Annotated in this window: 34 protein-coding genes and 1 pseudogene; 15 read left to right on the top strand and 20 right to left on the bottom strand. The window is 63.4% G+C overall.

Features of this window, described 5'->3' with window-relative positions; all coding sequences use genetic code 11:
* Positions 1-70 precede the first annotated feature (70 nt).
* The 5 genes and pseudogenes from KBY65_RS00005 to KBY65_RS00025 all read right to left on the bottom strand — a co-directional run bounded on the left by KBY65_RS00005 (position 71) and on the right by KBY65_RS00025 (position 2,512).
* Positions 71-430: an ArdC family protein gene (locus tag KBY65_RS00005; RefSeq protein ID WP_254999991.1), complete on the bottom strand. Its 360-nt coding sequence runs from the start codon at positions 428-430 to the stop codon at positions 71-73.
* A gap of 271 nt (positions 431-701) precedes the next feature.
* On the bottom strand, positions 702-1,070 hold the full coding sequence (locus KBY65_RS00010; RefSeq protein ID WP_254988819.1) for an AbrB family transcriptional regulator: 369 nt from the start codon (positions 1,068-1,070) through the stop codon (positions 702-704).
* 150 nt (positions 1,071-1,220) lie between these two features.
* Positions 1,221-1,508 (bottom strand): annotated as a pseudogene (locus KBY65_RS00015) (hypothetical protein).
* A 19-nt stretch (positions 1,509-1,527) separates the two neighbouring features.
* On the bottom strand, positions 1,528-1,746 hold the full coding sequence (locus tag KBY65_RS00020; RefSeq protein WP_254999994.1) for a DUF3721 domain-containing protein: 219 nt from the start codon (positions 1,744-1,746) through the stop codon (positions 1,528-1,530).
* A 19-nt stretch (positions 1,747-1,765) separates the two neighbouring features.
* A complete protein-coding gene (locus KBY65_RS00025) occupies positions 1,766-2,512 on the bottom strand; it encodes a DUF305 domain-containing protein (RefSeq protein WP_254999996.1) in 747 nt (248 codons plus the stop codon).
* A gap of 57 nt (positions 2,513-2,569) precedes the next feature.
* On the opposite strand from KBY65_RS00025, the gene KBY65_RS00030 reads away from it, so the two are divergent.
* Entirely contained in the window at positions 2,570-2,956 is a 387-nt protein-coding gene (locus KBY65_RS00030) for a MerR family transcriptional regulator (RefSeq protein ID WP_254999997.1), read from the top strand.
* Positions 2,957-3,309: 353 nt separating this feature from the next.
* Here the strand turns inward: KBY65_RS00030 and KBY65_RS00035 are convergent, their stop codons facing one another.
* The 3 genes from KBY65_RS00035 to KBY65_RS00045 form a co-directional block, all read right to left on the bottom strand.
* Positions 3,310-3,564 carry a hypothetical protein gene (locus KBY65_RS00035; RefSeq protein WP_094560361.1) on the bottom strand — a complete coding sequence of 85 codons (255 nt, stop codon included), beginning with the start codon at positions 3,562-3,564 and terminating at the stop codon, positions 3,310-3,312.
* A gap of 72 nt (positions 3,565-3,636) precedes the next feature.
* Positions 3,637-3,879: a hypothetical protein gene (locus tag KBY65_RS00040; protein ID WP_094560359.1), complete on the bottom strand. Its 243-nt coding sequence runs from the start codon at positions 3,877-3,879 to the stop codon at positions 3,637-3,639.
* Between the two features lie 82 nt (positions 3,880-3,961).
* Positions 3,962-4,216 (bottom strand): hypothetical protein, encoded by a 255-nt coding sequence (locus KBY65_RS00045; RefSeq protein ID WP_254999999.1) that lies wholly within the window; start codon positions 4,214-4,216, stop codon positions 3,962-3,964.
* Positions 4,217-4,914: 698 nt separating this feature from the next.
* On the opposite strand from KBY65_RS00045, the gene KBY65_RS00050 reads away from it, so the two are divergent.
* From KBY65_RS00050 to KBY65_RS00060, 3 genes are all read left to right on the top strand, one after another.
* Positions 4,915-5,181 carry an RNA-binding protein gene (locus tag KBY65_RS00050; RefSeq protein WP_315860015.1) on the top strand — a complete coding sequence of 89 codons (267 nt, stop codon included), beginning with the start codon at positions 4,915-4,917 and terminating at the stop codon, positions 5,179-5,181.
* Positions 5,182-5,230: 49 nt separating this feature from the next.
* Positions 5,231-5,374, top strand: coding sequence for a high light inducible protein (locus tag KBY65_RS00055; RefSeq protein ID WP_094560353.1), 144 nt, complete (start codon positions 5,231-5,233; stop codon positions 5,372-5,374).
* A gap of 177 nt (positions 5,375-5,551) precedes the next feature.
* Positions 5,552-5,809: a hypothetical protein gene (locus KBY65_RS00060; RefSeq protein WP_094560351.1), complete on the top strand. Its 258-nt coding sequence runs from the start codon at positions 5,552-5,554 to the stop codon at positions 5,807-5,809.
* 77 nt (positions 5,810-5,886) lie between these two features.
* On the opposite strand, the gene KBY65_RS00065 is transcribed toward KBY65_RS00060, so the two are convergent.
* Entirely contained in the window at positions 5,887-6,129 is a 243-nt protein-coding gene (locus KBY65_RS00065; RefSeq protein ID WP_255000001.1) for a galactose oxidase, read from the bottom strand.
* A 90-nt stretch (positions 6,130-6,219) separates the two neighbouring features.
* The gene (locus KBY65_RS00070; protein ID WP_094560349.1) at positions 6,220-6,399 is read right to left on the bottom strand and encodes a hypothetical protein; all 180 of its coding nucleotides are present in this window, start codon (positions 6,397-6,399) and stop codon (positions 6,220-6,222) included.
* Between the two features lie 166 nt (positions 6,400-6,565).
* Here KBY65_RS00070 and KBY65_RS00075 point away from each other — a divergent pair, with 166 nt between their 5' ends.
* The 4 genes from KBY65_RS00075 to KBY65_RS00090 all read left to right on the top strand — a co-directional run bounded on the left by KBY65_RS00075 (position 6,566) and on the right by KBY65_RS00090 (position 8,897).
* Positions 6,566-6,754, top strand: a complete 189-nt coding sequence (locus KBY65_RS00075) for a hypothetical protein (protein WP_094560347.1) — start codon at positions 6,566-6,568, stop codon at positions 6,752-6,754.
* A 457-nt stretch (positions 6,755-7,211) separates the two neighbouring features.
* A complete protein-coding gene (locus KBY65_RS00080; RefSeq protein WP_094560345.1) occupies positions 7,212-7,454 on the top strand; it encodes a hypothetical protein in 243 nt (80 codons plus the stop codon).
* Positions 7,455-7,563: 109 nt separating this feature from the next.
* On the top strand, positions 7,564-8,523 hold the full coding sequence (locus tag KBY65_RS00085; RefSeq protein WP_255000003.1) for a transglutaminase family protein: 960 nt from the start codon (positions 7,564-7,566) through the stop codon (positions 8,521-8,523).
* Positions 8,524-8,612: 89 nt separating this feature from the next.
* The gene (locus tag KBY65_RS00090; protein ID WP_094560462.1) at positions 8,613-8,897 is read left to right on the top strand and encodes a 2Fe-2S iron-sulfur cluster-binding protein; all 285 of its coding nucleotides are present in this window, start codon (positions 8,613-8,615) and stop codon (positions 8,895-8,897) included.
* Between the two features lie 132 nt (positions 8,898-9,029).
* Here the strand turns inward: KBY65_RS00090 and KBY65_RS00095 are convergent, their stop codons facing one another.
* A complete protein-coding gene (locus tag KBY65_RS00095) occupies positions 9,030-9,251 on the bottom strand; it encodes a hypothetical protein (protein WP_233128580.1) in 222 nt (73 codons plus the stop codon).
* A gap of 308 nt (positions 9,252-9,559) precedes the next feature.
* The gene (locus tag KBY65_RS00100; protein WP_254987180.1) at positions 9,560-11,284 is read right to left on the bottom strand and encodes a protein adenylyltransferase SelO; all 1,725 of its coding nucleotides are present in this window, start codon (positions 11,282-11,284) and stop codon (positions 9,560-9,562) included.
* Between the two features lie 78 nt (positions 11,285-11,362).
* Between KBY65_RS00100 and KBY65_RS00105 the strand changes: the two genes are divergently transcribed.
* The 4 genes from KBY65_RS00105 (at position 11,363) to KBY65_RS00120 (ending at position 14,101) form a co-directional block, all read left to right on the top strand.
* On the top strand, positions 11,363-12,316 hold the full coding sequence (locus KBY65_RS00105; RefSeq protein WP_255000005.1) for a D-2-hydroxyacid dehydrogenase: 954 nt from the start codon (positions 11,363-11,365) through the stop codon (positions 12,314-12,316).
* Between the two features lie 74 nt (positions 12,317-12,390).
* Positions 12,391-12,969: a PCC domain-containing protein gene (locus KBY65_RS00110; RefSeq protein WP_255000008.1), complete on the top strand. Its 579-nt coding sequence runs from the start codon at positions 12,391-12,393 to the stop codon at positions 12,967-12,969.
* Positions 12,966-13,532 (top strand): hypothetical protein, encoded by a 567-nt coding sequence (locus KBY65_RS00115; RefSeq protein ID WP_094560337.1) that lies wholly within the window; start codon positions 12,966-12,968, stop codon positions 13,530-13,532. Before KBY65_RS00110 ends, KBY65_RS00115 begins: the two co-directional genes overlap by 4 nt.
* Positions 13,529-14,101 (top strand): rhomboid family intramembrane serine protease, encoded by a 573-nt coding sequence (locus KBY65_RS00120; protein WP_255000010.1) that lies wholly within the window; start codon positions 13,529-13,531, stop codon positions 14,099-14,101. The genes KBY65_RS00115 and KBY65_RS00120 overlap by 4 nt, the downstream gene beginning before the upstream one ends.
* Here KBY65_RS00120 and KBY65_RS00125 read toward each other — a convergent pair.
* Positions 14,079-14,561 carry a TspO/MBR family protein gene (locus KBY65_RS00125; RefSeq protein ID WP_255000011.1) on the bottom strand — a complete coding sequence of 161 codons (483 nt, stop codon included), beginning with the start codon at positions 14,559-14,561 and terminating at the stop codon, positions 14,079-14,081. The genes KBY65_RS00120 and KBY65_RS00125 overlap by 23 nt on opposite strands.
* Positions 14,562-14,622: 61 nt before the next feature.
* On the opposite strand from KBY65_RS00125, the gene KBY65_RS00130 reads away from it, so the two are divergent.
* Positions 14,623-14,967 (top strand): hypothetical protein, encoded by a 345-nt coding sequence (locus KBY65_RS00130; protein WP_094560335.1) that lies wholly within the window; start codon positions 14,623-14,625, stop codon positions 14,965-14,967.
* On the opposite strand, the gene KBY65_RS00135 is transcribed toward KBY65_RS00130, so the two are convergent.
* The 4 genes from KBY65_RS00135 to KBY65_RS00150 all read right to left on the bottom strand — a co-directional run bounded on the left by KBY65_RS00135 (position 14,937) and on the right by KBY65_RS00150 (position 16,536).
* Entirely contained in the window at positions 14,937-15,839 is a 903-nt protein-coding gene (locus KBY65_RS00135) for a GNAT family N-acetyltransferase (RefSeq protein ID WP_255000012.1), read from the bottom strand. The genes KBY65_RS00130 and KBY65_RS00135 overlap by 31 nt on opposite strands.
* Positions 15,840-15,845: 6 nt before the next feature.
* Positions 15,846-16,010, bottom strand: a complete 165-nt coding sequence (locus KBY65_RS00140; RefSeq protein WP_255000014.1) for a hypothetical protein — start codon at positions 16,008-16,010, stop codon at positions 15,846-15,848.
* A 167-nt stretch (positions 16,011-16,177) separates the two neighbouring features.
* The gene (locus KBY65_RS00145; protein ID WP_254987175.1) at positions 16,178-16,393 is read right to left on the bottom strand and encodes a Nif11-like leader peptide family natural product precursor; all 216 of its coding nucleotides are present in this window, start codon (positions 16,391-16,393) and stop codon (positions 16,178-16,180) included.
* Complete coding sequence (locus tag KBY65_RS00150) at positions 16,375-16,536, bottom strand: hypothetical protein (protein WP_255000015.1); 162 nt, start codon at positions 16,534-16,536, stop codon at positions 16,375-16,377. Before KBY65_RS00150 ends, KBY65_RS00145 begins: the two co-directional genes overlap by 19 nt.
* A gap of 171 nt (positions 16,537-16,707) precedes the next feature.
* On the opposite strand from KBY65_RS00150, the gene KBY65_RS00155 reads away from it, so the two are divergent.
* Entirely contained in the window at positions 16,708-17,220 is a 513-nt protein-coding gene (locus KBY65_RS00155; protein ID WP_094560325.1) for a TerB family tellurite resistance protein, read from the top strand.
* A gap of 37 nt (positions 17,221-17,257) precedes the next feature.
* Here KBY65_RS00155 and KBY65_RS14015 read toward each other — a convergent pair whose 3' ends face one another.
* Positions 17,258-17,485, bottom strand: a complete 228-nt coding sequence (locus KBY65_RS14015; protein WP_409996604.1) for a chlorophyll a/b-binding protein — start codon at positions 17,483-17,485, stop codon at positions 17,258-17,260.
* Between the two features lie 90 nt (positions 17,486-17,575).
* Between KBY65_RS14015 and KBY65_RS00165 the strand changes: the two genes are divergently transcribed.
* Positions 17,576-17,758, top strand: a complete 183-nt coding sequence (locus KBY65_RS00165) for a hypothetical protein (protein WP_094560321.1) — start codon at positions 17,576-17,578, stop codon at positions 17,756-17,758.
* Here KBY65_RS00165 and recQ read toward each other — a convergent pair.
* The gene (gene recQ / locus KBY65_RS00170; RefSeq protein WP_255000018.1) at positions 17,724-19,589 is read right to left on the bottom strand and encodes a DNA helicase RecQ; all 1,866 of its coding nucleotides are present in this window, start codon (positions 19,587-19,589) and stop codon (positions 17,724-17,726) included. The genes KBY65_RS00165 and recQ overlap by 35 nt on opposite strands.
* 14 nt (positions 19,590-19,603) lie before the next feature.
* Complete coding sequence (locus KBY65_RS00175; RefSeq protein WP_094560456.1) at positions 19,604-21,199, bottom strand: glucose-6-phosphate isomerase; 1,596 nt, start codon at positions 21,197-21,199, stop codon at positions 19,604-19,606.
* Between the last annotated feature and the right edge of the window lie 189 nt (positions 21,200-21,388).

Below are 21,388 nucleotides of genomic sequence, written 5' to 3' on the forward strand. Positions count from 1 at the left end.
TGCGTTGGTGACTGGTCAGTGGTGCCGGCATCCCCTGGTCCCTGCGCATCGGCACCAGGCTCTCCAGCACTCACCCCACCGGCCAACGAGCTTGTCGCCGACCGGCCAACTTCATTGTCGGCAGACACCCATCAGCAGAGCCGGGCTCCACCAGCCGGCCTTCTCCCAACTGATGCACCTGAGGCCGCAGCACGTGCACCGCCTTGCTGCCCTTGCGGGGAAAGATCCCCAACGCCTTGGCCTCGGCAAAGCCGCACCAGTAGGGCAGGGCTGATCCCCGCAGATGCAGCCCCAGGGTGAGCAGCGCTGGATTGCTCCCGCGGTAGCGGTGCCCCGAAAGCAGATTCACGTGGTGACCGCCGGCTGCGGCATCCCACTCCCGCCGCCAAGGAGTGGTGCCCGCTTCCAGCAGGGCGATCAGGGAGGCCACCAGCTTTTCTTCTGTGGTGACCTTGGCTGCGGCCGAGCCTTGGGATCGGACGGAGCGGGATGGGGAAGCAACAGCCACGGAGGGGCAAGCGCAGGACCGCAAGCGCCAGCGCGGTCAGCGTCAAGGGCCGGCCGCAGCACTCACCACAACCAGTGCCCATGGCGTCCCATCCCTGGTGGTGGGCCGGCTTGCGAAGCCCTTGCGCGGCCACGCACGCTGAGGAATCCTGCGCGTCGTGTTTCAGCTCTCAAACGCCCGAAGAAGCTGAGGATCACTCCTCTTCGTCGGAGCCACCCATGGGGATCAGCTTGATCTGCTTGCGGCCGAGCTTGATCTCGAACTCATCGCCAGGCTTCAGATCCAGCATGGCGGTGTAGGCCTTGCCCACCATCAGATTGCCGTTGAACTGCACCTTGGTGGAGTAGGCCAACTTGCGGCCACCCTTACCCGGCCCACGGCCACCATCAGTGCCAAGGCTGACACCTTTGGCAACGAGCAGGGCTTCGTAGAAGGCGGTGAAGTTGATCCGTTCGCCACCATCTTTTTTGGTGGTCACATAACCACATTCCCGCGCCAGGTCTGACTTGGAGACATCGCCGAGCTCCTTAACCTTGGCGAGCAGATCCGGACCAGTAAGCATCGCTCTACAACAGTGGTATCAATAACATAACAAGTTATAGCCCGTTGTCTACAGCTAGAGCGACACCCCGATGGATTTACAGCCGTTCTTTCAGTCGACGGCCCTCGGGATGATCCGTGTTGTGCTCAGGCACAGACCCGCACTGCCGAACTAGTTGGATGCGTGCCCCTTGGGCCTGCGTCGGGAAAGGAGCAAGCCAGCCCCGGAGATGATCACCACCAGGGTGGATAGGCCGAGCAGCACGGAGTAGTAGGGCTGCAGGTTCAGCGGGCCAAAGCGACCGGAATGGATCTTGAGCAGCCAGAAGGCATCGATGCCCTGCTCCAGCAACAAGCTGTAGAGCTAGCCGGTGGCCGCGGTGACCAACAGCGGTACCGCCGCAATCGGCACGACCCAACGATGCAGCTGGCGCCAGCGGGATTTCGTCAGCAAGACCATGGCAAGTACGGCGGATGAATCAGTGATGACGCAGGTGCTGGTGTAAGGCAGCCTCATTGCTGCAGGGCATCCACTTGCCGCTGTTGCGATGGGTGCCCTCACAACCCAGCTCCTTGGCCCGTTGCTCGGCCTGCTCCTGGCTGTCGTAGAGGCCCTTGGGGTGGGCATGACCGCCGACAGGCGCAGCCACCACGGCCAGGACCAAACCAGAGATGAGGGCCTTGATGAACTTGTTCATTGGGATTTTTGGTGCTGGATCAGAAGTTGAACAATGCGTCATATTGGCTGTACTCCGGCTTGCTCAATCCCTCAAGCCGCAGCATGCGCCGCAGCTCAATGATTTCGTTGCGCTGGGCCACGATGATCTCCCGTGACAACCTGCGCACAGTGGGATTGCTGCTCTTCTTGAGTGCATCGTGTGCCATCTCCAGGGCACCGCCATGGTGGGCGATCATCCCTTCCAGAAACCAGACCACGCGGTTGTCCTTGGTGGGGGTGGAGCCCATCATCTGCATCGCCTGGATCTGGGCGGCGCTCATGCGCTCCAGGCCGGCCATGCTGTTGGCATCCCCGCCGGGCTTGAGGGCCACGGGATACACAGGAGCCTCCGGATACCAGGGCTTGCGCCATTGCCCCATGGCCTTGATCTCGCGGGCTTGCTCGCGCCAGATGCCGTTGGCGAGGGCACCCACACCGGGAGAACCGATGTTGAACACGAACTCGCTCATCCGTAGAGCACCGGTGTGGTGCTGCACCATGGCGTCGAGCCAGCGCAGGTCGTAGGTGGCGCCGGCCGGGCCAACGTCATGACTGTGGCTGTTATGACTGTGGCTGTCATGGCTGCCCTGCCCGTGATGACCCTGACCAGCGGCCGGGGTCATTGGGACTGCGTTGTGGTGTTGATGGTGCTGGTGATGCTGATGGTGGTGGTGGGGATCGCCCTGGGCCAGAACCGGAGCAGCCCAGACCCCAGAGAGCAGCAGGGAGACGGCGAGCGAACGCATGGAAAAGGGCAAGCGATGGTTCTACGATGCAGTCTCCCCTTAGAGGAGAGTCAAGTGGTGGTTGCTGCACCCCTGAAGATCGGCGAGGTGGCTCAGCGCTCCGGCCTCACCATCAAGACGATCCGCTTCTACTGCGATCAAGACCTGATCCAGCCCAGCAGCCGCAGTGAGGGCGGCTACCGGTTGTTTGGCGACGAGGTGTTCGCGGAGCTGGCCCTGATCCGCACCCTCAAAGCCATGGACATCCCCCTCCAGAACGTGACGCAAATTCTGGAATCGCGCCGTTCGAGGATCTGCACGTGTGAATCGCTGAAAGCGACAATCCGCAGCAAAGCGGGCGAGATCGAACAGAAGATCGATGCCCTGCACAATCTGCGCCAAGAGCTCAATGGCCTGCTCAGCAGCTGGGAAGACTGCGGCGGCCGCAAACCCTCAGCGGCCTGAAGCGCCGTACCACTGGCGATACCCCGCTTGATCCGATCAGCAGTCCAGCAGCGAGGAGCGGAATCCAGCAGCAGCGCTGTCCCTGATTCTTGCCCGTGGCAATCCACGTTCTTTGGATGCACTATCAGGACGTTCTCGCGGCTTGAGCGCCAAGCGGGCTGATCCCGCAGCTGATCACCTGCCGAAAGGCTTCAATCCGCACCTGGCAGCATCACGCAGAAGCAGCTCGCGTCCCCCATGCGGATATCACCGTGATGGTGCTTCCTTGGTGCCGGGAGCGGGCTGGATCCAGTCGGGTAGTGCGATCAACGGCATCAGCACTGAACCGCTGCAGATCATCGATCAGCGGAAGATCAGAGGCCTTCACAGTGCTGCACCGCCTTGAGATAGATCAGTTTGCCGGGGCCGTCCTGGCCGGTGAGGTTGCTGGAATGTCTGAGCTTGATCTGCTCATCGATGCAGAGGTTGTAACGATGGTCTTTGACGGCCCCAGGAATCTGCAACAAGGCAAGGGTCAGCAGGCTGAGGCTGCTGATGGCAGCCAGAACCAGGTAGGCGTGCGCCCGCACCATCTCTCGGGCTGTGAGCTGTTGGCTGTGATCACTCATGGTTTGTCCTCACGTTCTCCAAGGATGCCTTGTGATCCTGGCGATGAAACAAAGCGATCCCCTGGCTGCCGATCAGGCCACCGCCGTCCGGCGTTGCTGTGTGGCGTAAAGAGCTGCCCCACCTGCCGCCAGAACCAAGCCACCGCTGATGGCGAAAAACACCAGCGTCTGCAGCAGCAACAGGAAGATTCCAATGGCCGAACCGGTGACGATCTGAACCCTGGCCTTGATCAGCAGGGTGAGCAGCAGGAGCAGGGTGGCCTTGAGGGCCAACACCTTGGCCGTGCTGAATGGCAAGAAGGGGTTCAGAAGCACGACAAGATCACGGGTGAGCCCATGCTGGCGGCAGGTCGTGCGCGGCGCGAGTCGACACCCAGGCCATGACCACCCAAGCGCCTCAGGTGGGCAGCACCAGAGCCTCGGGCTCCGGGTGATCCAGCCGGAACAACCGGTCATCTGCTGCCCGCCGGCAGGTGAGCAAGAACAGCGGCATGTCGATGCCAAAGGTTTGCTCAAACAGCGCCACAACACCGGCGGTGCCATCCAGACCGCAGGCTTGGATGGCGCGCCTCAGGCCTTGGCGCGGCTGATCGGTGAGGGCAGCAAACAACCCGTTGAGGCGCTGCTCCAGCAGGGCCTGGGCTGGTGTCATCCCCCGGACCTGCTCAAAGCTGACATCTAGGCAGTCTTGGCTGATGCCAAGAGCCTGGGGAACAGCCGTCATCTCGATCGACTCTTGCAGATGAAGACCGAAATACTGCCGTGCCTTGGCGACGGTTTGCATCGGGCAGCCGCAGGCTTCTGAAACTGCTTCAGAAGCCAGTTGAGCAACGCCTTTACTCACGAAGGACAGAACAGGCAATACCGCAATCTCATGACCGTTATGAATTCATGCTGCCAGTCAATAGCCAGGCGGGCGTTGGGTCAGCAGGCAAAGAAAACACATTGCAAGGTGCAGTGACCCTCTGAAATCTGTCGAATCAAATCAATACACAGGGTGTAATTCTGTATTGATTTAGAAGATGCCTTGCCTCACTTTCCCCTGATCGTGCAACTGAAATCAGTCGCTCCTGCCGGGCGATGAAGGGAGTTCCAAGCGTCGCCCTGGCGGCGCTTTTTTGATATGCGTTCGCCCGTCCGACGCAAGCCCCCAATCAGCAGTGGACGATTCTGCAGGCGTCCACTGTCGTGGTGTAGCGTGGAGCTGATTCAACGACCACTCTTCTGCGGGTTTCTTTTCCAGGCGGCGGGTTCCACGGGCTTTAGGCCCCTGCTGATCTCTACTCGGCCAGCGACTTTCTTCAGGGCTTTCATCGAATCTAATTCATAAGTTCGATTCCATTTATAACCATTTACGTAGGCAACCTCCCCTTCGATGCCGAAGTAGGGGACCTCGAGCACCTGTTTGCCGAATACGGCTCGGTGCGCAAGTGCAGCCTGCCGCTTGATCGCGACTCCGGCCGCAAGCGTGGCTTCGCCTTCATCGACATGGCAGACGCCAACGACGAGACCAAGGCCATCACAGCCCTCCAGGACGTGGAGTGGATGGGCCGGATGATCCGCGTCAACAAGGCAGAACCCCGCCCGACCGCATCAGCGGGCGGCGCCCGCTGGTGAGCTGACTCCAGCACATCACATCACAACTACAAAACAACCTTTAACTCTTATGGCTGATTCTTCTCCCCGCTTTGGTTTCGTCGCATTCGCCGAAACCTGGAACGGCCGCATGGCCATGCTCGGCTTCGTGATCGGTCTGGGCACTGAGCTGCTCACCGGCCAGAGCATCCTTGGCCAACTCGGCCTGGGCTGATCCATACCTGGTGGTGGTGCTCAGCCGGCCCAGCGACCTGGCCCTTCCCCCTTGGACTCAGTCCAGAGGGTTTTTTGTTGAGGCGTGAAGTTCGGGTAAGCGAACCCGAAAAACCCCTGATGGCGCCACGCCTTGCCTGCTCTCGCGACAACATATGAAGAAGTCGTTACAAAGCAAGTGACCCTTGGCGAAGTTTTCCTTGAGGCGATCACCACAGGGGTGATCACAGACAACGAGATCGCTTGGGTAGCCCGCAGCCAGGGCCGCTTTTCACGCGCCGAGGAAGCCACCGCCTTGCGCCTGGGCCGCCTCCTTGATGCTGGGGTGGTCAATCCCGGCTGCCGGATCCCATCGCGGCTGCTCCAGCACAAGCAAATCGCCAACGACTGGATCGAGCCCCTCGGCCGGCGTCGGGGCACCCTGGTCTCCGTCTAGGAGTTCAGGTGATGACGCGAGTGAGAGCAGGCGATGGTGGCGGCGTCCACTGCGGCGGACACGCCCGCCAGCCAGGGTCAGCTCCAGGCTCTGGCTCCAGCGATCGTAGCGGAGTGGCTTGAAGTCCAGCCCTGGCATCGGCTCGTGAGGTGCTCGCCATGGGCAATCAGGCCCTGGTGCAGCTGGCAGGTGAGCACCGGGATGCAGACCTTGCGGCTGCGAGCCCTGAGAAGCGTATCGGCTTCGAGGTAAGGCCACTCCTCGACTGGGGTTTCGAATCTGGCCGCCAGAGCCGCCGGCCGGGGAAGGGGAACGCCCATGAACACCTCTGATGCGTACACCTGTACTAGCACAGTTGAGCCGGGATCTGGGGTTGACGCAGGGCCTGTCAACAGCCTGTCAGCGGCCTGTCAGCCCCCGATCTTGCGATCCAACCACTGGGTCAGCACATAGACCCCGATAAACATCGGCAGATAGGCGATCCACATATTCGGCAGGTCGAGCTCTGCGTTGTTGATCAACACAAGGCCGCCATAGCTGATCGCGCCATAGACCAAGGCCCTGCGCAATGGTCCGGTGATCTTGTTCAAGCGAAACCTGGCGTGGAGCTCTGCTTCAGGCTAGGCCCGACTCTGCTGCTAGGCGCCATTCCACATGGCCCCGTAGATGGTGAGACACACAAAAACCAGTTGTCATGACATCAATAACCTGGCTTTCACGGCGAGTTGCGCCAATCTGGTTTTGCCTTACAAGCCCATGGGCCCCCGTATGGAGAAGCTCGGCCGCTTTCTGCTGCGCGGCCTGCGAATCGGTGCCAGCACAGTGTCGATCGTGGAGCTGCTACGCAACGACTGGACAGGCGGCATCACGGCAGGGGTGGCCTGGCTGGTTTTTCTACAGGTGGAGCAGCGGCTTCCCCCGACACCCAAGGCGCCCAAGGAGTGATCAGTTGCTCGCGGACAGTAGCGATGCTAATTCAACCCTAGGCATTCGGCACAAAGAATTGTTCATTTCTAAGGATTTACGAGGGGCTTCTCAAGCTTTTTCTTGACCTTCTTTATGACATCCTGATCGTTGGCACTTGTCTCAAAACGGCATCCAATCCGATGCATTCAAAACACGACTAATTCCTTGTTCTTTGCAGGTTGGCGCTGCTCTACCATTGCCAAGCAGCGGTGCATCATTAAGAGAGTCAAAGCTAGTGCCTTTGGATACAGACAGACACCAGGCACTCGTCACAAGATTGCCTGTAATTTAATTTTCAGCCTCAGGCATTCGCCAGACACTCCTCTGCTTAGCCAACGGAAAAGATACTTACTTGTTCGAGTCCATTTCCAATGGCTTTGCCTCCAAGATCTAATGAATACAGAGCATTCCCAAACAAACCTTCGCAACCCTATAAATGAATCCAGTTTATCTACCTCCCAAGATTGCAACCTTGAAACACACCTCTACGCCCTACAGGGGCGAGTGGATTATTTACCAATTCGCAAATCGTGAGTACAAGGCAATTCACGAAGTGCCTCAGCAAAACGGAGAGCGCAAGGCAGTTGAAAGCGTCTCTCTCGCCTCAATTGCCGAAGCCCAATCATTTTCAGGCTATCTCGGCTCCTACGGCTGGCAGCGGGTTTGGGATCTCAAATAAAAGTGTTCAAGCCAAGCATTCTGAGCCCTCACAACGACAATTCATAGATCCATTTAATGGACATCTGGGTCGCAGTGTGAGCTGCACAGCTAGATCGACGTAGGCTCTGATGGCCATGCTTTTTCACATTCGTCATGCTCTGCGCTACGTCTATGGGCAACCCGTATTTCTTGAGCCCACCACACTTCGCTTAGCTCCTCGCAACGACCCAGCCCAGCAGCTCCTGCATCACGAACTGAGGGTGCAGCCCCAACCAAGCGGCAGCAGCCGCGTGCTGGAGGCAGATGGTGGCGAAGCCCTTGTGCTTTGGTTTGACCCGTTGCAGCACGAGCTCAACATCGAGGTGGAGATGGTGGTGCGCACCACGCGCGCAAACCCCTTCGGTTGGATCGTGACCCATCCGCCGGCGTTGGTTCTGCCGGCTGCCTATCCGCCTGCCGAGGCGCGATCCCTCCTTGCCTGCCTGGCGGGGAGCACGCCTGTAGCCAGTCCGGTGCTGCAGTGGGCAGCGACACTGGCCACAGAGGTGGATGGCGCAACCACCGACTTCCTGATGCATCTGGCCGACACGATCCACCGTGGCTTTCAACACGTGGGACGGCCCGACGGTGAGCCGATGCCCCCTGTCGACACGCTCGCAACGCGGACCGGCGCCTGCCGTGACACCGCCATGCTGTTTGTGGCGGCCTGTCGCAGTCTCGGTCTTGCCGCTCGATTCGTCAGCGGCTACTCGATGCACCACCCCGCGGAAGTGAGCGAGCACGAACTACATGCCTGGGCGGAGGTTTACCTGCCCGGCGCAGGTTGGCGGGGCTATGACCCCAGCCTTGGCTTGGCCGTGGCAGACGGGCATGTGGCGCTCACCGCTGCCCCCGATCACCACCTGGCCGCTGCTGTCAGCGGCAGCTACCGCGGCACCGGCATTGGCTCGTTGATGCGCTACGCCGTGGAGGTGCGCACAGCCAGAAACCTGGACGAGCTGCAGGGCCTCGATCGCAACCAGCAACTCCAGCTGCCTCCGTTGGAGCAGTGGCTCAGCAGTGAGCAGCCTTCAGCTCTGTCTTGCTGAACAGATTCAAGTTCTCGCCAATAGGTAGTGCTCAGCACAGCCCATGCCGATCCAGGGAGCCCATGCTTGAGAAACCTACTTTGATCGCCATGCCCACTTTCACCATCACGCTTGAGAGCGGCAAATCCTTTCCCTGCGCAGACGACGCTTACATCCTCGATGCCGCCGAAGAGCAGGGCATTGATCTCCCCTATTCCTGCCGGGCAGGCGCCTGCAGCACCTGTGCCGGCCAGCTCATCGCGGGCAAGGTTGATCAATCCGATCAGTCCTATCTTGACGACGACCAGATCGAGAAGGGGTTTGCACTCCTCTGCGTCAGCTACCCGCTGAGCGATTGCACGATTCGCGCCAACGCAGAGGAAGACCTGGCGTAGTGCTCATTCCAGGCTGCCATGCAGCACATCCATCACCTGGAGGATCCATCACCTGGAGGATGTCGTCTGTGAGCGACTACTCCAGATTGAGAACCGCGGCAAGATTATTGAGAATATTTCGCTCATCCACCTTCAGCTCACCATCAGATGCTCGGCTCCCTGTGTGCGCAATTGCCCTAACAGGCTATCCAGCAATTGCGCCATCTCGCCATCGCTGTAGTCGCGAAAAGGCAGGCGGTAATCCAAAGCGTGGCGAAGGGAGCGAGCTCCCGCTGCGCTCATCACGCCATCCCAGCAGAGCGCTGCCAAAGCCACCGCCGCAAACCCATCCGCGGTACTGGGGGAGGTTGTCATTGTTGAGGTCTGCAGACGTTGAGAAATCACCAGTTGCGGAGAAGCAGCTCCTTGAATCTTTGGTGACAGTCATTCACTGCACAGCTTCCACTCGCCTGGCTGCTGTGGCCTGTGCAACAGGTTCTTGAAAAGTCACGCATTTAAAAAAGAAAAAATAACAAATCAGCAAGCTGTGACCTACCGCACAGCACAGGGACCAAGTCGGCATCTGCACTGGGGTGGTTTGCTGATTCCGGGTTCAGCCGCCACCACGCAGGGATCATGGCCAGCCCTGACAGCTGGCAGGGCCTGCGCCGATCCCGATCGGCCTAGGACGAACAGCTGTAATGCGACACGCCACCCGCATTGAAGAACTCCCTGGGCTTGAGCCGGTCGTAGGTCGCCGCCAGTTCGGCTGCTGGCGCGTCGTAGGGATGGCTGAACACCTCCTGAAGCTCCTGGATCAGGGTTGTATCTCCCTGTTCAGCCTGTTGATAGGCGGGCGCCACCAACCACTCGCGCCAGGTGATCGCGGGGTTGACCCCTTTCATGGCTGCGGAGGTTTCGCTGAGGTTGCCGTTGGCGTTGAGTTGATGCCGCCACCGTTGCAGCCAGCTCTCCCACTGCACCTTGAGCTCCTCGGAGCTGGGCAGATAGAAGCTCGCTTGTAGGGCTGAGAGCTGCTCGGGAATCTCGGAGAGCCGCCGAAAGAAGATCGTGTAATCCGCCTTGGACGCCACCATCAGCTCGAGCAGCTCGTTCACCAGCGCGGCATCGGGACTGCTCAAGCCCAGCTTCCTGGCCCACATCGCCTCGAGCTCCTGTTGCATCGCTGCGACGAAGCTGTCGCGGATCGCATCCAGCCGCTCCAGGGCCTCCGCATGGTCTGCGAGCAGCAGCCGGATGGCGGCCCAGAACATCTGGAAGTTGGCTTCGGCGGCCACCGGTTGATTCAAGAAGCAGAAATGCTCGCCGCCGCCGGTCCAGGGTTGGAAGCGGGGGTCGAACAGTTCGCAATAGCCGAAGGGGCCGTAGTCGAGGGTGTAGCCACCGGCAGCGCAGTTGTCGCTGTTGAAATTGCCCTGGCAGTAGCCCACGCGGATCCAATTCGCCACCAGTGCGGTGAGCCGCCCGCGAAACAAGCCCGCCAGTTCCACCACCTGATCCCTGAACTCCAGGCTCGGATCAATCTCCGCCCGGTAGTTGCGCTCGATCAGATGCGCCACGATCATCCGCAGCTCGAGTAGCGCATCCGGATGGGCCTGGCTGCGGGCGCGACGGGCAAACAGCTCCAGCTGACCCACCCGCAGAAACGAGGGCGCCACCCGGGTGGTGATTGCCACGGGATTGTCCACCAGGATGTCGGGATCGAACGAGCTGGAGTTCGGCGCATACCAGGGCCGCCGCACCGTTTCAGCGCGCGACACATAAAGCGTCAGCGAGCGGGAGGTGGGAACCCCGAGGGCATGCATGAACTCCTGGGCCAGAAACTCGCGCACGCTGGAGCGGAGCACCGCCCGTCCATCGGCGCCGCGGCAGTAGGGCGTTGGGCCGCCGCCTTTGAGTTGCAGTTCCCAGCGCTTGCCGTTGAACAAGCCTTCAAACACGGAAATGGCCCGGCCATCGCCGTAGCCGTTGCCGGTGCCAAACGGGCACTGCTGGATGTATTCGCTGCCGTAGATCGACAGGGCATAGCCGGTGGCCCAGCCATACGGGCGCATCGGCCCTGTGGCCACGCTGATGTCGCCGGAAAACAGACGGCGGAACTGGTCGTCGTGGGCCAGCCCATCGCTCAGGCCCAGTTCATCAAACAAGGCTTGGCTATGGGCCACATACTCCGGATCTGGCAGCGGCGTGGGCGTCACCGGCACAAAATGACCGGAGAACACCTGGCGGGGCCGGTGATCCTGGCCATCGCCGCTCGCCTGGGGATCGCCCTGCAGCGACTCCAGGAGCGAATAGTCGGCCCGTTGGACGAACTCCGGGAAGGTTGTGATCAGCACGGCTCTCTCAGGTTCTGGGCTTGCCGGGGCCAGCCCGGTCGCTGAGGTCATCATCTCTATGAAGCTGCTCATCGATGGCCTATCAAGAGCTGTACGGATCGCGACCGCAACCCCAGCCTCCGCCCCACCATGCAGATCGTGATCCTCGATGGCTACACGGCCAACCCCGGCGATCTGAGCTGGGCTGAACTCGAGGCCCTCGGCCCGTGCACCGTGTTTGACCACACGGAGGCGGAGGCGGTGATCTCCCGCATCGGGGCTGCGGAGATCGTGCTCACCAACAAAACTCCGCTGCCGGCGGATGTGCTCGCTGCCTTGCCCCATCTGAAGCTGATCAGCGTGCTGGGCACGGGCTTCAACGTGGTGGACGTTGCAGCGGCCAAGGATCGCGGCATCACGGTGTGCAATGTGCCGGCCTACAGCACGCCTGGAGTGGCTCAGGCGGTGTTCGCCCTGCTGCTGGAGCTCACCAACCGCACCGGCCACCACAACCGCACGGTGCACGAAGGGCGCTGGAGTGCCAGTAAGCAGTTCTGCTACTGGGATGGCACCCTGCAAGAGCTCGCCGGCCTCACCTTGGGAATCGTGGGCTACGGCGAGATCGGCGCGGCGGTGGCCCGCGTGGGCCGGGCCTTCGGCATGCACATCCTCGCCAACCGGCGCAGTGGCGCAGGCACCATCGCGGAGGGCGGCGCCTTCGTCGACCTCGATCGCCTGTTTGGCGAGAGTGATGTGGTGAGCCTGCACTGTCCGCTCACCGCCGACACCGCGCATCTGGTGAACGCCATCCGGCTTGCCCAGATGAAGCCGACGGCCTACCTGATCAACACAGCCCGGGGCGGCTTGGTGCAGGAAGCAGATCTGGCGGCTGGCTTCAACGCCGGCCACCTTGCCGGTGCCGGCCTCGATGTGCTCTCCGTGGAACCTCCCCCGGCCGACAATCCACTGCTCACGGCGAAGAATTGCGTGATCACCCCCCACATCGCCTGGGCCACCAGGGCCGCCCGCCGCCGGCTGCTCACCCTCTCGGCGGCCAACATTGCCGCGTTTCTCGCCGGCACGCCGCAACACGTGGTGACCTGATGCCATCCCTCCTCTGCAACGGCACCAGCATGCAACCGGCGTAATCTGCCCCCAACTCCCTCTCCGCTCGCACCATGCATGCCGTGCCGCTCCACCTTGAGGCCGGCAGCGACGTGCGCCGCAGCCTCGAGCAGCTGGCCCAGCAGCATCAGGCCGGTGGCTTTGTGCTGAGTGTGGTGGGCAACCTCTCCCAGGCGGCCTTCGCCTGCCCCGGCAAAACCGCCCCCACCGTGCTCCAGGGCGAACTCGAAATCATCACCTTGCAGGGCACCCTCTCGCCGGATGGTGTTCACCTGCACCTGAGCTTCTCCGATGCCGAATGCCAGGTGTGGGGCGGCCATCTCGAGCACGGCACCCTGGTGCTGCGCGGCGCCGACCTGCTGGTGGGGTTCCTCACCGAGCCGGCCCAGGAGCTGACCCACCCGCGGATGATCGCCAAACCGCGCGTTGAGATCGCCACGTTGCCGGGCTGTCCCTTCTCGCGGCGGGCCCTGCGCATGTTGCGCACCCTCGGCATTCCTTTCCTGGAAATCCAGCCCACTGCCGAAGGCAGCGTGCCCCAGATCGTCATCGATGGCGTGGCCATCGGCGGCTACGACGCCCTGGCCGAGCTGCACAGCCGCGGGGAACTGGAAGCCCTGCGCGGCCTGTGAGCGCCTGGCCGAGCAGCGGCCAGCTGCAGCTGAGCACCACAGCGGGCTGCGGCCTGGCGATCGCCGGCTATCCCCGCTTCCGCTACGACGCCCGTGGAGGCGGTGGCCTCGGACACCTCGATGCCGCCGATCACACTGGCCGCCAGGCGCTGGTGTTTGCGCCGGCGAGCCTGGTGATTCCGCCGCTCTGCTGGCGCACCACCCGGGTGCTGGGGCTGCCGCTGCCACCAGGGCTGGCCATCCACATCGAGCCCGAGGAGCTAGCGGGCCACTGGGATCCAGCCACTGCCAGCCTGACGCTGCGATTTCGCGCTCGCTTTCACCTCAACCTCGCAGGCCTCTACCAGCCCCCCGCTCTGCAGATCGACACGGAGCTCAGCAGCACCGCGGCCCAGGGCCTGCGCCACCGGGCCAGCGGACAACCCCTGGACGCGGATGGCCAAACCTTGCTGGTGGGCGTCGCCACGGTGCCACCCAGCGGAGACCCCTGGCTGGATCGCTTCCTCGGCCTTCCGGATGAAGCGCTTGCCATGCTGCGCTGCAGCGTCGTGCCTGTTCCGTGAGTGAATCGCTGCCCCAACGCCTGGATCGCTGGATCGCCCGAGCTGGTTTCAACCTGGTGATCCCCGTAGTGATCCTGCTGATCCCCTGGCTGCAGGAACTGGTGGATCAGCTGGTGTTTGGTGGGCGCTGGAATCTGCCGATGACGCCTGGTGGCTCATTTTTGGGCGTGCTGACGGCTCCCTTCAGCCACAGCGGTTTCGGCCACCTGCTGGCCAACTCCCTCACCTTTCTGCCCCTCTCCTGGCTGGTGCTGCTGCGCGGTCGCCGCGATTACCTGGCCGTTTGGCTGGGGGTGTACGCCACCGCCATCCCCGTGTGGCTGCTCTGGCCCAGCGGCAGCCATGGGCTCTCTAGTGTGGTTTATGGCCTGCTGGGTTACCTGCTGCTGATCGGCTGGATGGAGAAGCGCCCCCTGTCGCTGGCCCTGTCGGTGCTGGCCCTGGTCACCTACGCCGGGGTGCTGCCAAGCCTGCTGCCAATTTTTTCGCCACCCGGCGTCAGCTGGATCGGACACCTCAGTGGCTTCGCCGGCGGCTTGCTCGCAGCTACGGGCGTCGCCCGCGATTGAGCTGCCGCATCTGCCAGGTCACCAACGTGCCCACCGGACTCCAGAGCAAATAGGGCACCAGCAGGCCAGCGGCCAGGGAGCTCAGCGTTGACACTCCCAGGGTGAGGGCAATGCCCCACACCCAACCGGCAAAGCCGATCGCCGTGCCCGCTCCCAGGCTGCGGCTGCGGCAGATCGCCAGGGTGTAGCTCTGCACCAATACCAATTGCACCAGATACGCCACCATCCAGGATGCGCTCCAGGAGGCCTGCCAGGTGAGCCAGGCCGAAGCCGCGAAGCAGGCATAGATCAGCAGCCAGATCACCGGGATCCAGCCTTCAAACACCAACCAGCGGGGCCGGCGTAGCCGAATGAACCAGGCAAAGTCCTGACGACTGGGGTTCAGCACTCCCGCCACCCCCGTCATCACCAGCAGAATCATCAGGCCTGCCAGCACGGCGCGCGGCTCGTCAACCCCCACCCTGACGCAGCACCGGCGGCGCTGCGCTAAGCCAAGTCACAACGCACCACACGTCGCAGCCATGCAGCCAGCCAGCCAGGTCGATCGGCCCAGCCCACAAACCATCCTGGCTGCCTCTAGCCCCTGGGTAGCCGTGGTGCTCAACCTGGTGCCCGGCCTGGGCACTGGCTACATCTATCAACGTCGCTGGCGCGCCTACTGGATCACCTCCGCGGTGGCCACGGCCTGGTTTGTGGCTGGCGCCCTGCTGGGCCAGAAGGTGGATCCCGGGCTGATGCCCGACCTCGTGCAGCGCAACCAACTGATCGGTCTGGCCGGACTGTTGGCGCTCGCGGGCATCACCGCCACCGAAGCGGGCCTGGCGGCCCGCCGCGCTCAGCCCAGCTCCAGGCAGGCCAACCCATAAACGTCGTTGAGGGGCACCGCCGGCAGCACGCCTCGCACCATCCGCAGGCTCTCCCCCACCACGGCAAAGCCAAGCTGCTGCAGGAGCGGAGCAGCCTGGGGATTGGCCCCCGGGGCATCGATCAACACCACGCCGGGATGGCGCTCCATCAGGGCCTCCAGCAGGCGTACCGCCAGGGCTGGCGTGTCGGCCAGCAGGGGGCCAATCCGCCAACCCTCCCCCCGTTGCAGCAAGCAGGGGCGAATCCGCCCGAAGCCATGGCAGGCCCCGGCCGCATCGATCAACGCCAGCACCGTGCCAGCGGGATGGTGCAGCCAGTCGGCCAGGAAATGGGGGCGTGGGCTGGGCTCCCGCACGGCGTCGTAGGCCTGCACGGCCGCATCCGGAATCGCCGGCCCCTCCACCAGGCTGAGCCCCTCGGCCGCAGCACTGCGCTGGGACAGTGCACTGCCCTCAACGGGTGCTCGCTCCTCCACGATGCGCTGCCAGCGTCGGGTCGGAGAAGCCGCCACAAAGCCCCAACTGGCGTAATCGGCAATGCGATCCGTTGCCGCCTCGATGCCGATGCAGGGGATGCCCTCAAGATGCGCCAGGGCATGGCACCAGAGCTGGCGGCCATAGCCCTGGCCGCGGTACTCGGGCTGCACCAGAAACAGGCCGATGAAGCCGTATTCGGCGTTGTAGCGCACACCGGCGATGCACCCGATGGGACGGCCATCGAGACAGCCCACCCAGAACCCCTGGCGATCGGTATGGCGGTAGATGGCGAAATCCCCGCGGCCCGGCGCGAACTGTTCAGCCCGGGCCCAGGCGGTGACCAGGGGCAGGTCCGCCTTGTTGAGAGCCCTAATCTGCAGCCGTGAAGCGGTCACCCGCCCTCAGACCGAGCCGTAGGCGATCTGACAGCTGGCATTGAGCAGCTGCGCCTGGTCGGCCGTGGCAAGGCCGGTCACCCCCCAGGCCGGATTCCAGGCCGACGCCCTTGGCGCCCGAGTGAGCCCAACCCCTGGGGCACCCTCCATCACCGAGGAAGGCAGCGGCATGGGCTTGAGTCTGGCCATGGCGCCGCCATCACTTCACGCTGTCTAGCCAGCGGTTCAGAGCTTGGCGGGAAGAATCCAGAGAATGCTGTGCATCCACACAGAAGCTCGCCCCCCCACGGGCTCGGTGGGGCAGAGCTGCTGGTGCGCATTGAGGCGGCACGCTGGCTTCAGTTGTATTCGCCAGGTATGTCCTGTTTGGTCACGGTGACCCGGCCCACCTTCTGGCCTGAGATCCGCAGCAGTTCGTCCCCAGAAAACTCATAGCCCAGGCCTGCACCGATCTGGGCCACGTCGTCGGCCGTCGCAGCGGATTTGACCGCTTCTCTCAGGGCCGCGTCATCTTGAACCTTGGCTAGAAAGGCCTTCAACTCAGCGAGGGACATGGCAGGTCGTCGGCGAGGAGGCTCAGCAGATCGGTGGCATCCTGATCCACCAGCACCAAGCGCTGCAGCACGAGCTGCCGATCCAAAGCTGTCAGTTCACCATCGGCCTGCCACTTAAGGCAGGTGCGTCCCAAACAGGTCATGCCCCCTCCTTTGGTGTGTGTGTCGTTCTGCTTTCCATCGTCATCCCGGCGGAGCAGGCTGTCTGCCCCCATCAGGGGGTGATTACAGCGCACCAATGCGGCGCACGAAACCCCAGGCTGCAGACAGCGCTCGACGCAGCGCACAGTGGTGGATCTGTGTGTCTCCAGGCCATGGCCAGCGATCGCGAACGCCAGCTGGATCTGCTTCAGATCGTTTGTTGCGTGGCCTGGGTGGACGGAGATGTCTCGGCAGAAGAGAAACGCCTGCTTGAACAGTTGGTGGCGCGCTACTTCTCATCGGAAAACGGCGCCGATGCCAGCGAGGAAGCGGCTCGTCTGTTGGAAGCCTGGACCGTGGATGGAACGCTGCTGGACGAGCTGATGGCGCGGTTGACCGTGGCCGAGGACCGGCTTCTGGCCCTGAAACTCGCTTACATGATGGCCAGGGTGAGCCAACGCCCAAAGGACAGCGCCGCGATCAATCCCCAGGAAAAGGTGCTTTACCGCCAGCTGGTGGAAGGACTTCGCCTCACCGAGGCCGAGATTCAGGAAGCGGAGTGGGCTGCTGAGCAGGAGTTGTCCAGCGGCAAAGGGATCTGGGCCCTGCTGGGGGCGGCATTCTCAGGGCTTGGCGCTTGGCCCAGCCATGAGATGCTCGAAACCCCCGGGATGCAGTGGCTCTAGATGCAGTGGCTCTGAGCGAGGGGTGCGAAACCTGATCTCAGCCCAGGCCGATTTGGCGGAGGATGCCCTGGCCGGTGAGCAGCTCGGTCGCGAGGCCGATCACAAAACCCAGCATGGCCATGCGGCCATTCCAGGTTTCAGCAAAGGCGACGAAGCCAAAGCGGGAAGAGGAATCAGTCATAACCAAAAGTTTGTTACGAAACTTCGCGTCAACGTAACGGGGGGTGGGACTCCCGGATGTATCTCCGGATGCCAATCGGCGCATCTGCCGCACGTTCGCCTTGTTACGAAAGACTGAGGTCCGGTCACTCCAGGATCAACGGAGCAAACTTCTGCGAAGCCGCACCGCTCCACCATGTCTGTTGGAACCGTGTTTCTCGAAGCCCTCAGCACCGGGGTCATCGCCCCAGCCGAACTGAGCTGGCTCACCCAGCACCAGGACGACTTCAACCGCGTCGAAGAAGCCACCGCCTTGCGCCTGGGTCGCCTGCTCGACCAGGGCGTCATCCAGCTGGGCTGCCGCCTGCCTCGGCCCTGAGGCCCAGCTCCAGCGCCTCCAGCAACGCCGGCCCGTAGCGATCCAGCTTCGCCTGGCCAATGCCGCTGATCTCGGCCATCGCCTGGAGTGATCTGGGCCGGCGGGCCACCACCTCCACCAAGGTGCGGTCGTGGAACACCACATAGGGCGGCAGCCCCTGGCTACGGGCCTGCTCCCGTCGCCAGTCCTTGAGCGCCTGCAGCAACGGAGCGTCGTCGGGGCTGAGCTCCGCAGGCAGGGCTGCCGTGCCAGTAGACGGCTGGCGTCGACGCTCCCGCTTGGGGGGTGGCAGGCGCAGCAGCAGCTGTTGCTCGCCCCGCAGCAGAGGCTTCACCAGCGCCTCAGAGCCAAACCCCAGGGCGCCATAGCGCTCGGGGTCCGAATGCAGCAGGCCGCGGGCGACCAGTTGCCGAAACAAGCTGCGCCACTGGCCCCGGTCGAGCTCCTGGCCGATGCCATACACACTCAGGTTCTGGTGGCCGAGCTCACGCACCCGAGCGGTGTCCGCCCCCAGCAGCACATCCACCAGATGGGCCGCCCCGAAGCGACTGCCGCAGCGGTACACCGCTGAAAGGGCTTTGCGGGCCGGCTCGGTCACATCCACCGCCGTGTCCGGCTCCAGGCATAGATCGCAGTTGCCGCAGGGTTGAGCCAGCTCCTCAGCGAAGTGGGCCAGCAACACCTGACGGCGGCAACCACTGGCCTCAGTGAAGCTGATCAGGGCGTCGAGTTTGCCGTGCTCAATCCGCTTCTGAACGGGCTCGGCGTCGGAGTCGTCGATGAACCGGCGCAGCTGGGGCACATCCCCTGCTCCGTGCACCATCCAGGCGAGCGCCGGCAGACCATCGCGGCCCGCCCGGCCCGTCTCCTGGTAATAGGCCTCCAGGCTCTTGGGCAGATCCACGTGGGCCACAAAGCGCACATCGGGCTTGTCGATGCCCATGCCGAAGGCGATCGTGGCCACCACAATCACGCCGCTCTCCCGCCGAAAGCGCTCCAGGGCTGCGCTGCGCTGGGCCGCATCCAAACCGGCGTGGTAGGCCACAGCGTCGTAGCCGGCGGCCTGCAGGTCGCGGCAGAAACGGTCCACGCGGCTGCGGGAGCGGGCATACACAATCCCCGCCTCACCGCGGTGGTCGGCCAACAGCTCGAGCAGCTGACAGCGGGCATCATCCTTGTCGCGCAGCACATAACGGATGTTGGGCCGATCGAAGCTGGCCAGAAACACCCGGCCCTGCTCCAACTGCAGCCTGGTGCGGATCTCTTCGCGGGTGCGGGGATCGGCGGTGGCGGTGAGGGCCAGCCGCGGCACATCGCCAAAGCGCTGGGCCAACACCGCCAGCTGCAGATAGTCGGGGCGGAAATCGTGGCCCCACTGGGAGACGCAGTGGGCCTCATCAATGGCAAACAGAGCGATCGGCAGGACCGCCAAACGATCCAGGGTGCCCGGGGCCAACAGACGCTCGGGGGAGAGGTAGAGCAAGTCGAGCGCACCGGTCCGCAGGGCGCTCCAGGTGGCAGCGCTCTCCTCAGCGGAGCAACTCGAATGCAGCGCAGCTGCCCGCACCCCGGCCTGGCGCAAGCCTTCCACCTGGTCCTGCATCAGGGCAATCAGGGGCGAGATCACCACGCCGATACCGGGGCGGCAGAGGGCGGGGATCTGATAGCAGAGCGATTTGCCCCCACCCGTGGGCATCAGCACCAGCGCCGAACCGCCCGCCACCACGTGCTCGACGATCTCCTGCTGGGGGCCCCGGAAGGCGCCATAGCCGAACACCTCCTGCAGCACCTGCGCGGGAGAGGGCAGGCCCGCCATCACTCGGCTTGGCATCGCAGCGGCGCGGCTCAGGCCTTGGCGAAGCGCATCGCCGCGGGCTGTCCCCACGCACCGCTGGCCCGATAACCGCGGGGGTTGGCACAGAGATGGCGCAGGATCCAAAAGAGCGGCTCAGGGCTTTCGGCGCCGAGGGCCTGCTGCAGCTCCTGCAGGCTGCGCTCCTGGCCATCCGCCAGCAGCGCCTCAAGCCGCCCCTGCAGCGCCAGGATCTCGGCAGCCGCCTTCTTGCCGGCCTCGACACCGGGCTGGTCGTAGGCGTTGATGTTCACCAGTTCGGCATAGAGGCCTACGGCGCGCTCAAACAGGGCGATCAGGGCGCCGAGAGAGGTGGCATCAAAGCGGCGCAGGGTGATCGAGAGGCTCTGGCGGCCGCCCTCCATCAAGGCAGAGCGGGTGCCCTGCAGGAAGCCATCGAGGAAATCGCCGGGGATCTCATCGCCGATCGGGGGGATATCACTGGGTTCCTCCAGGGCCTCGATGAAGGTGACAAAGAAGTTGTCGATGCCATCGCGCAACTGCTGCACATAGGCGTGCTGGTCGGTGGAGCCCTTGTTGCCATACACCGCGATGCCCTGGTGCACCACCTGGCCATTGCGGTCGTGCTTCTTGCCCAGGCTTTCCATCACCAGCTGCTGCAGGTAGCGGCTGAACACCTCCAGGCGATCGCGGTAGGGGAGCACGACCATGTCGCGCTGGCCCCGGCCATGACCAGCCACATACCAGGAGGCCGCCATCAGGGCCGCCGGGTTGCGACGCAGGTCGGCCAGCCGGGTGAGCGCATCCATGCGGGAGGCCCCGGACAGAAAACCAGGGATGTCGGCAGCGATCAGAGCCGCGGGCAACAACCCCACCGCACTGGTGATGCTGGTGCGTCCGCCCACCCAATCGAACATGTCGAAACGGCGGAGCCACTGGCCCGCAACAGCCAGCTGATCGAGCTTGCTGCCCAGCATCGTGACGGCCACCGCCTGGCCGGCCCACTGGCCACCGCGGGCCTCCAACCGGGACTGGGCCTGCTCCATGCCGATGTGGGGCTCCGGCGTGCCGCCCGACTTGCTCACCACCACCACCAACGTGGTGGCCAGCCGACTGTCGAGGGCCGCCAGGGTGCGGCTCATGCCATTTGGATCGACGTTGTCGAAGAAATGGAAGGGGAGCCCCTGACCCGCGTCCTGCAGGGCACGCACCATCAACAGCGGCCCCAGCCCGGAACCACCGATGCCGATCCAGAGCACGTCGGTGAAGGCCTGGCCGTTGGGAGCCTTGAGGCTGCCGTTCAGCACCGCCTGGCCGAAGGCTGCGATCCGTTCCACCTCCGCGTCGATGTGGGCGGCAATGGCGGGTTCCGGAGCCAGGCTGGGCGTGCGCAACCAGTAATGACCCACCTGACGCTGTTCGTCAGGGTTGGCGATCGCCCCGGCCTCAAGGGCTGCCATGGCTGTGAAAGCCTGTTCGAAGCGAGGAGCCAGGCCGTCGAGGTCGCCCTGGCCGATCGCCATGCGGCTCACATCCAGCCAGATGCCGAGATCCTCCTCGTACCAGAGCAGCTCGCAGAAGCGCTGCCACTGGGATTCAGCACTGGAGCCATCGAAATTGGCAAGCATGGGCTTGCGGCTCAGGCCGCTCACGTCGACAGAACTTACGCCTGAACCCCGCCCTGCACCAGCGCAGGAGCAGGGGCCGGACGTCAGACCGTTCCCTGGGCCAAGAAAAACCCAGACAATTCCTTAAGATCAGTTTGGGAATTTAAGACTTGTGTGTCGAACCGTTTCAGCCACCGGAGCTGGCTTGCC

This window comes from Cyanobium sp. Alchichica 3B3-8F6 (assembly GCF_024346435.1).
In the GTDB taxonomy this organism is placed as follows: domain Bacteria; phylum Cyanobacteriota; class Cyanobacteriia; order PCC-6307; family Cyanobiaceae; genus Cyanobium_A.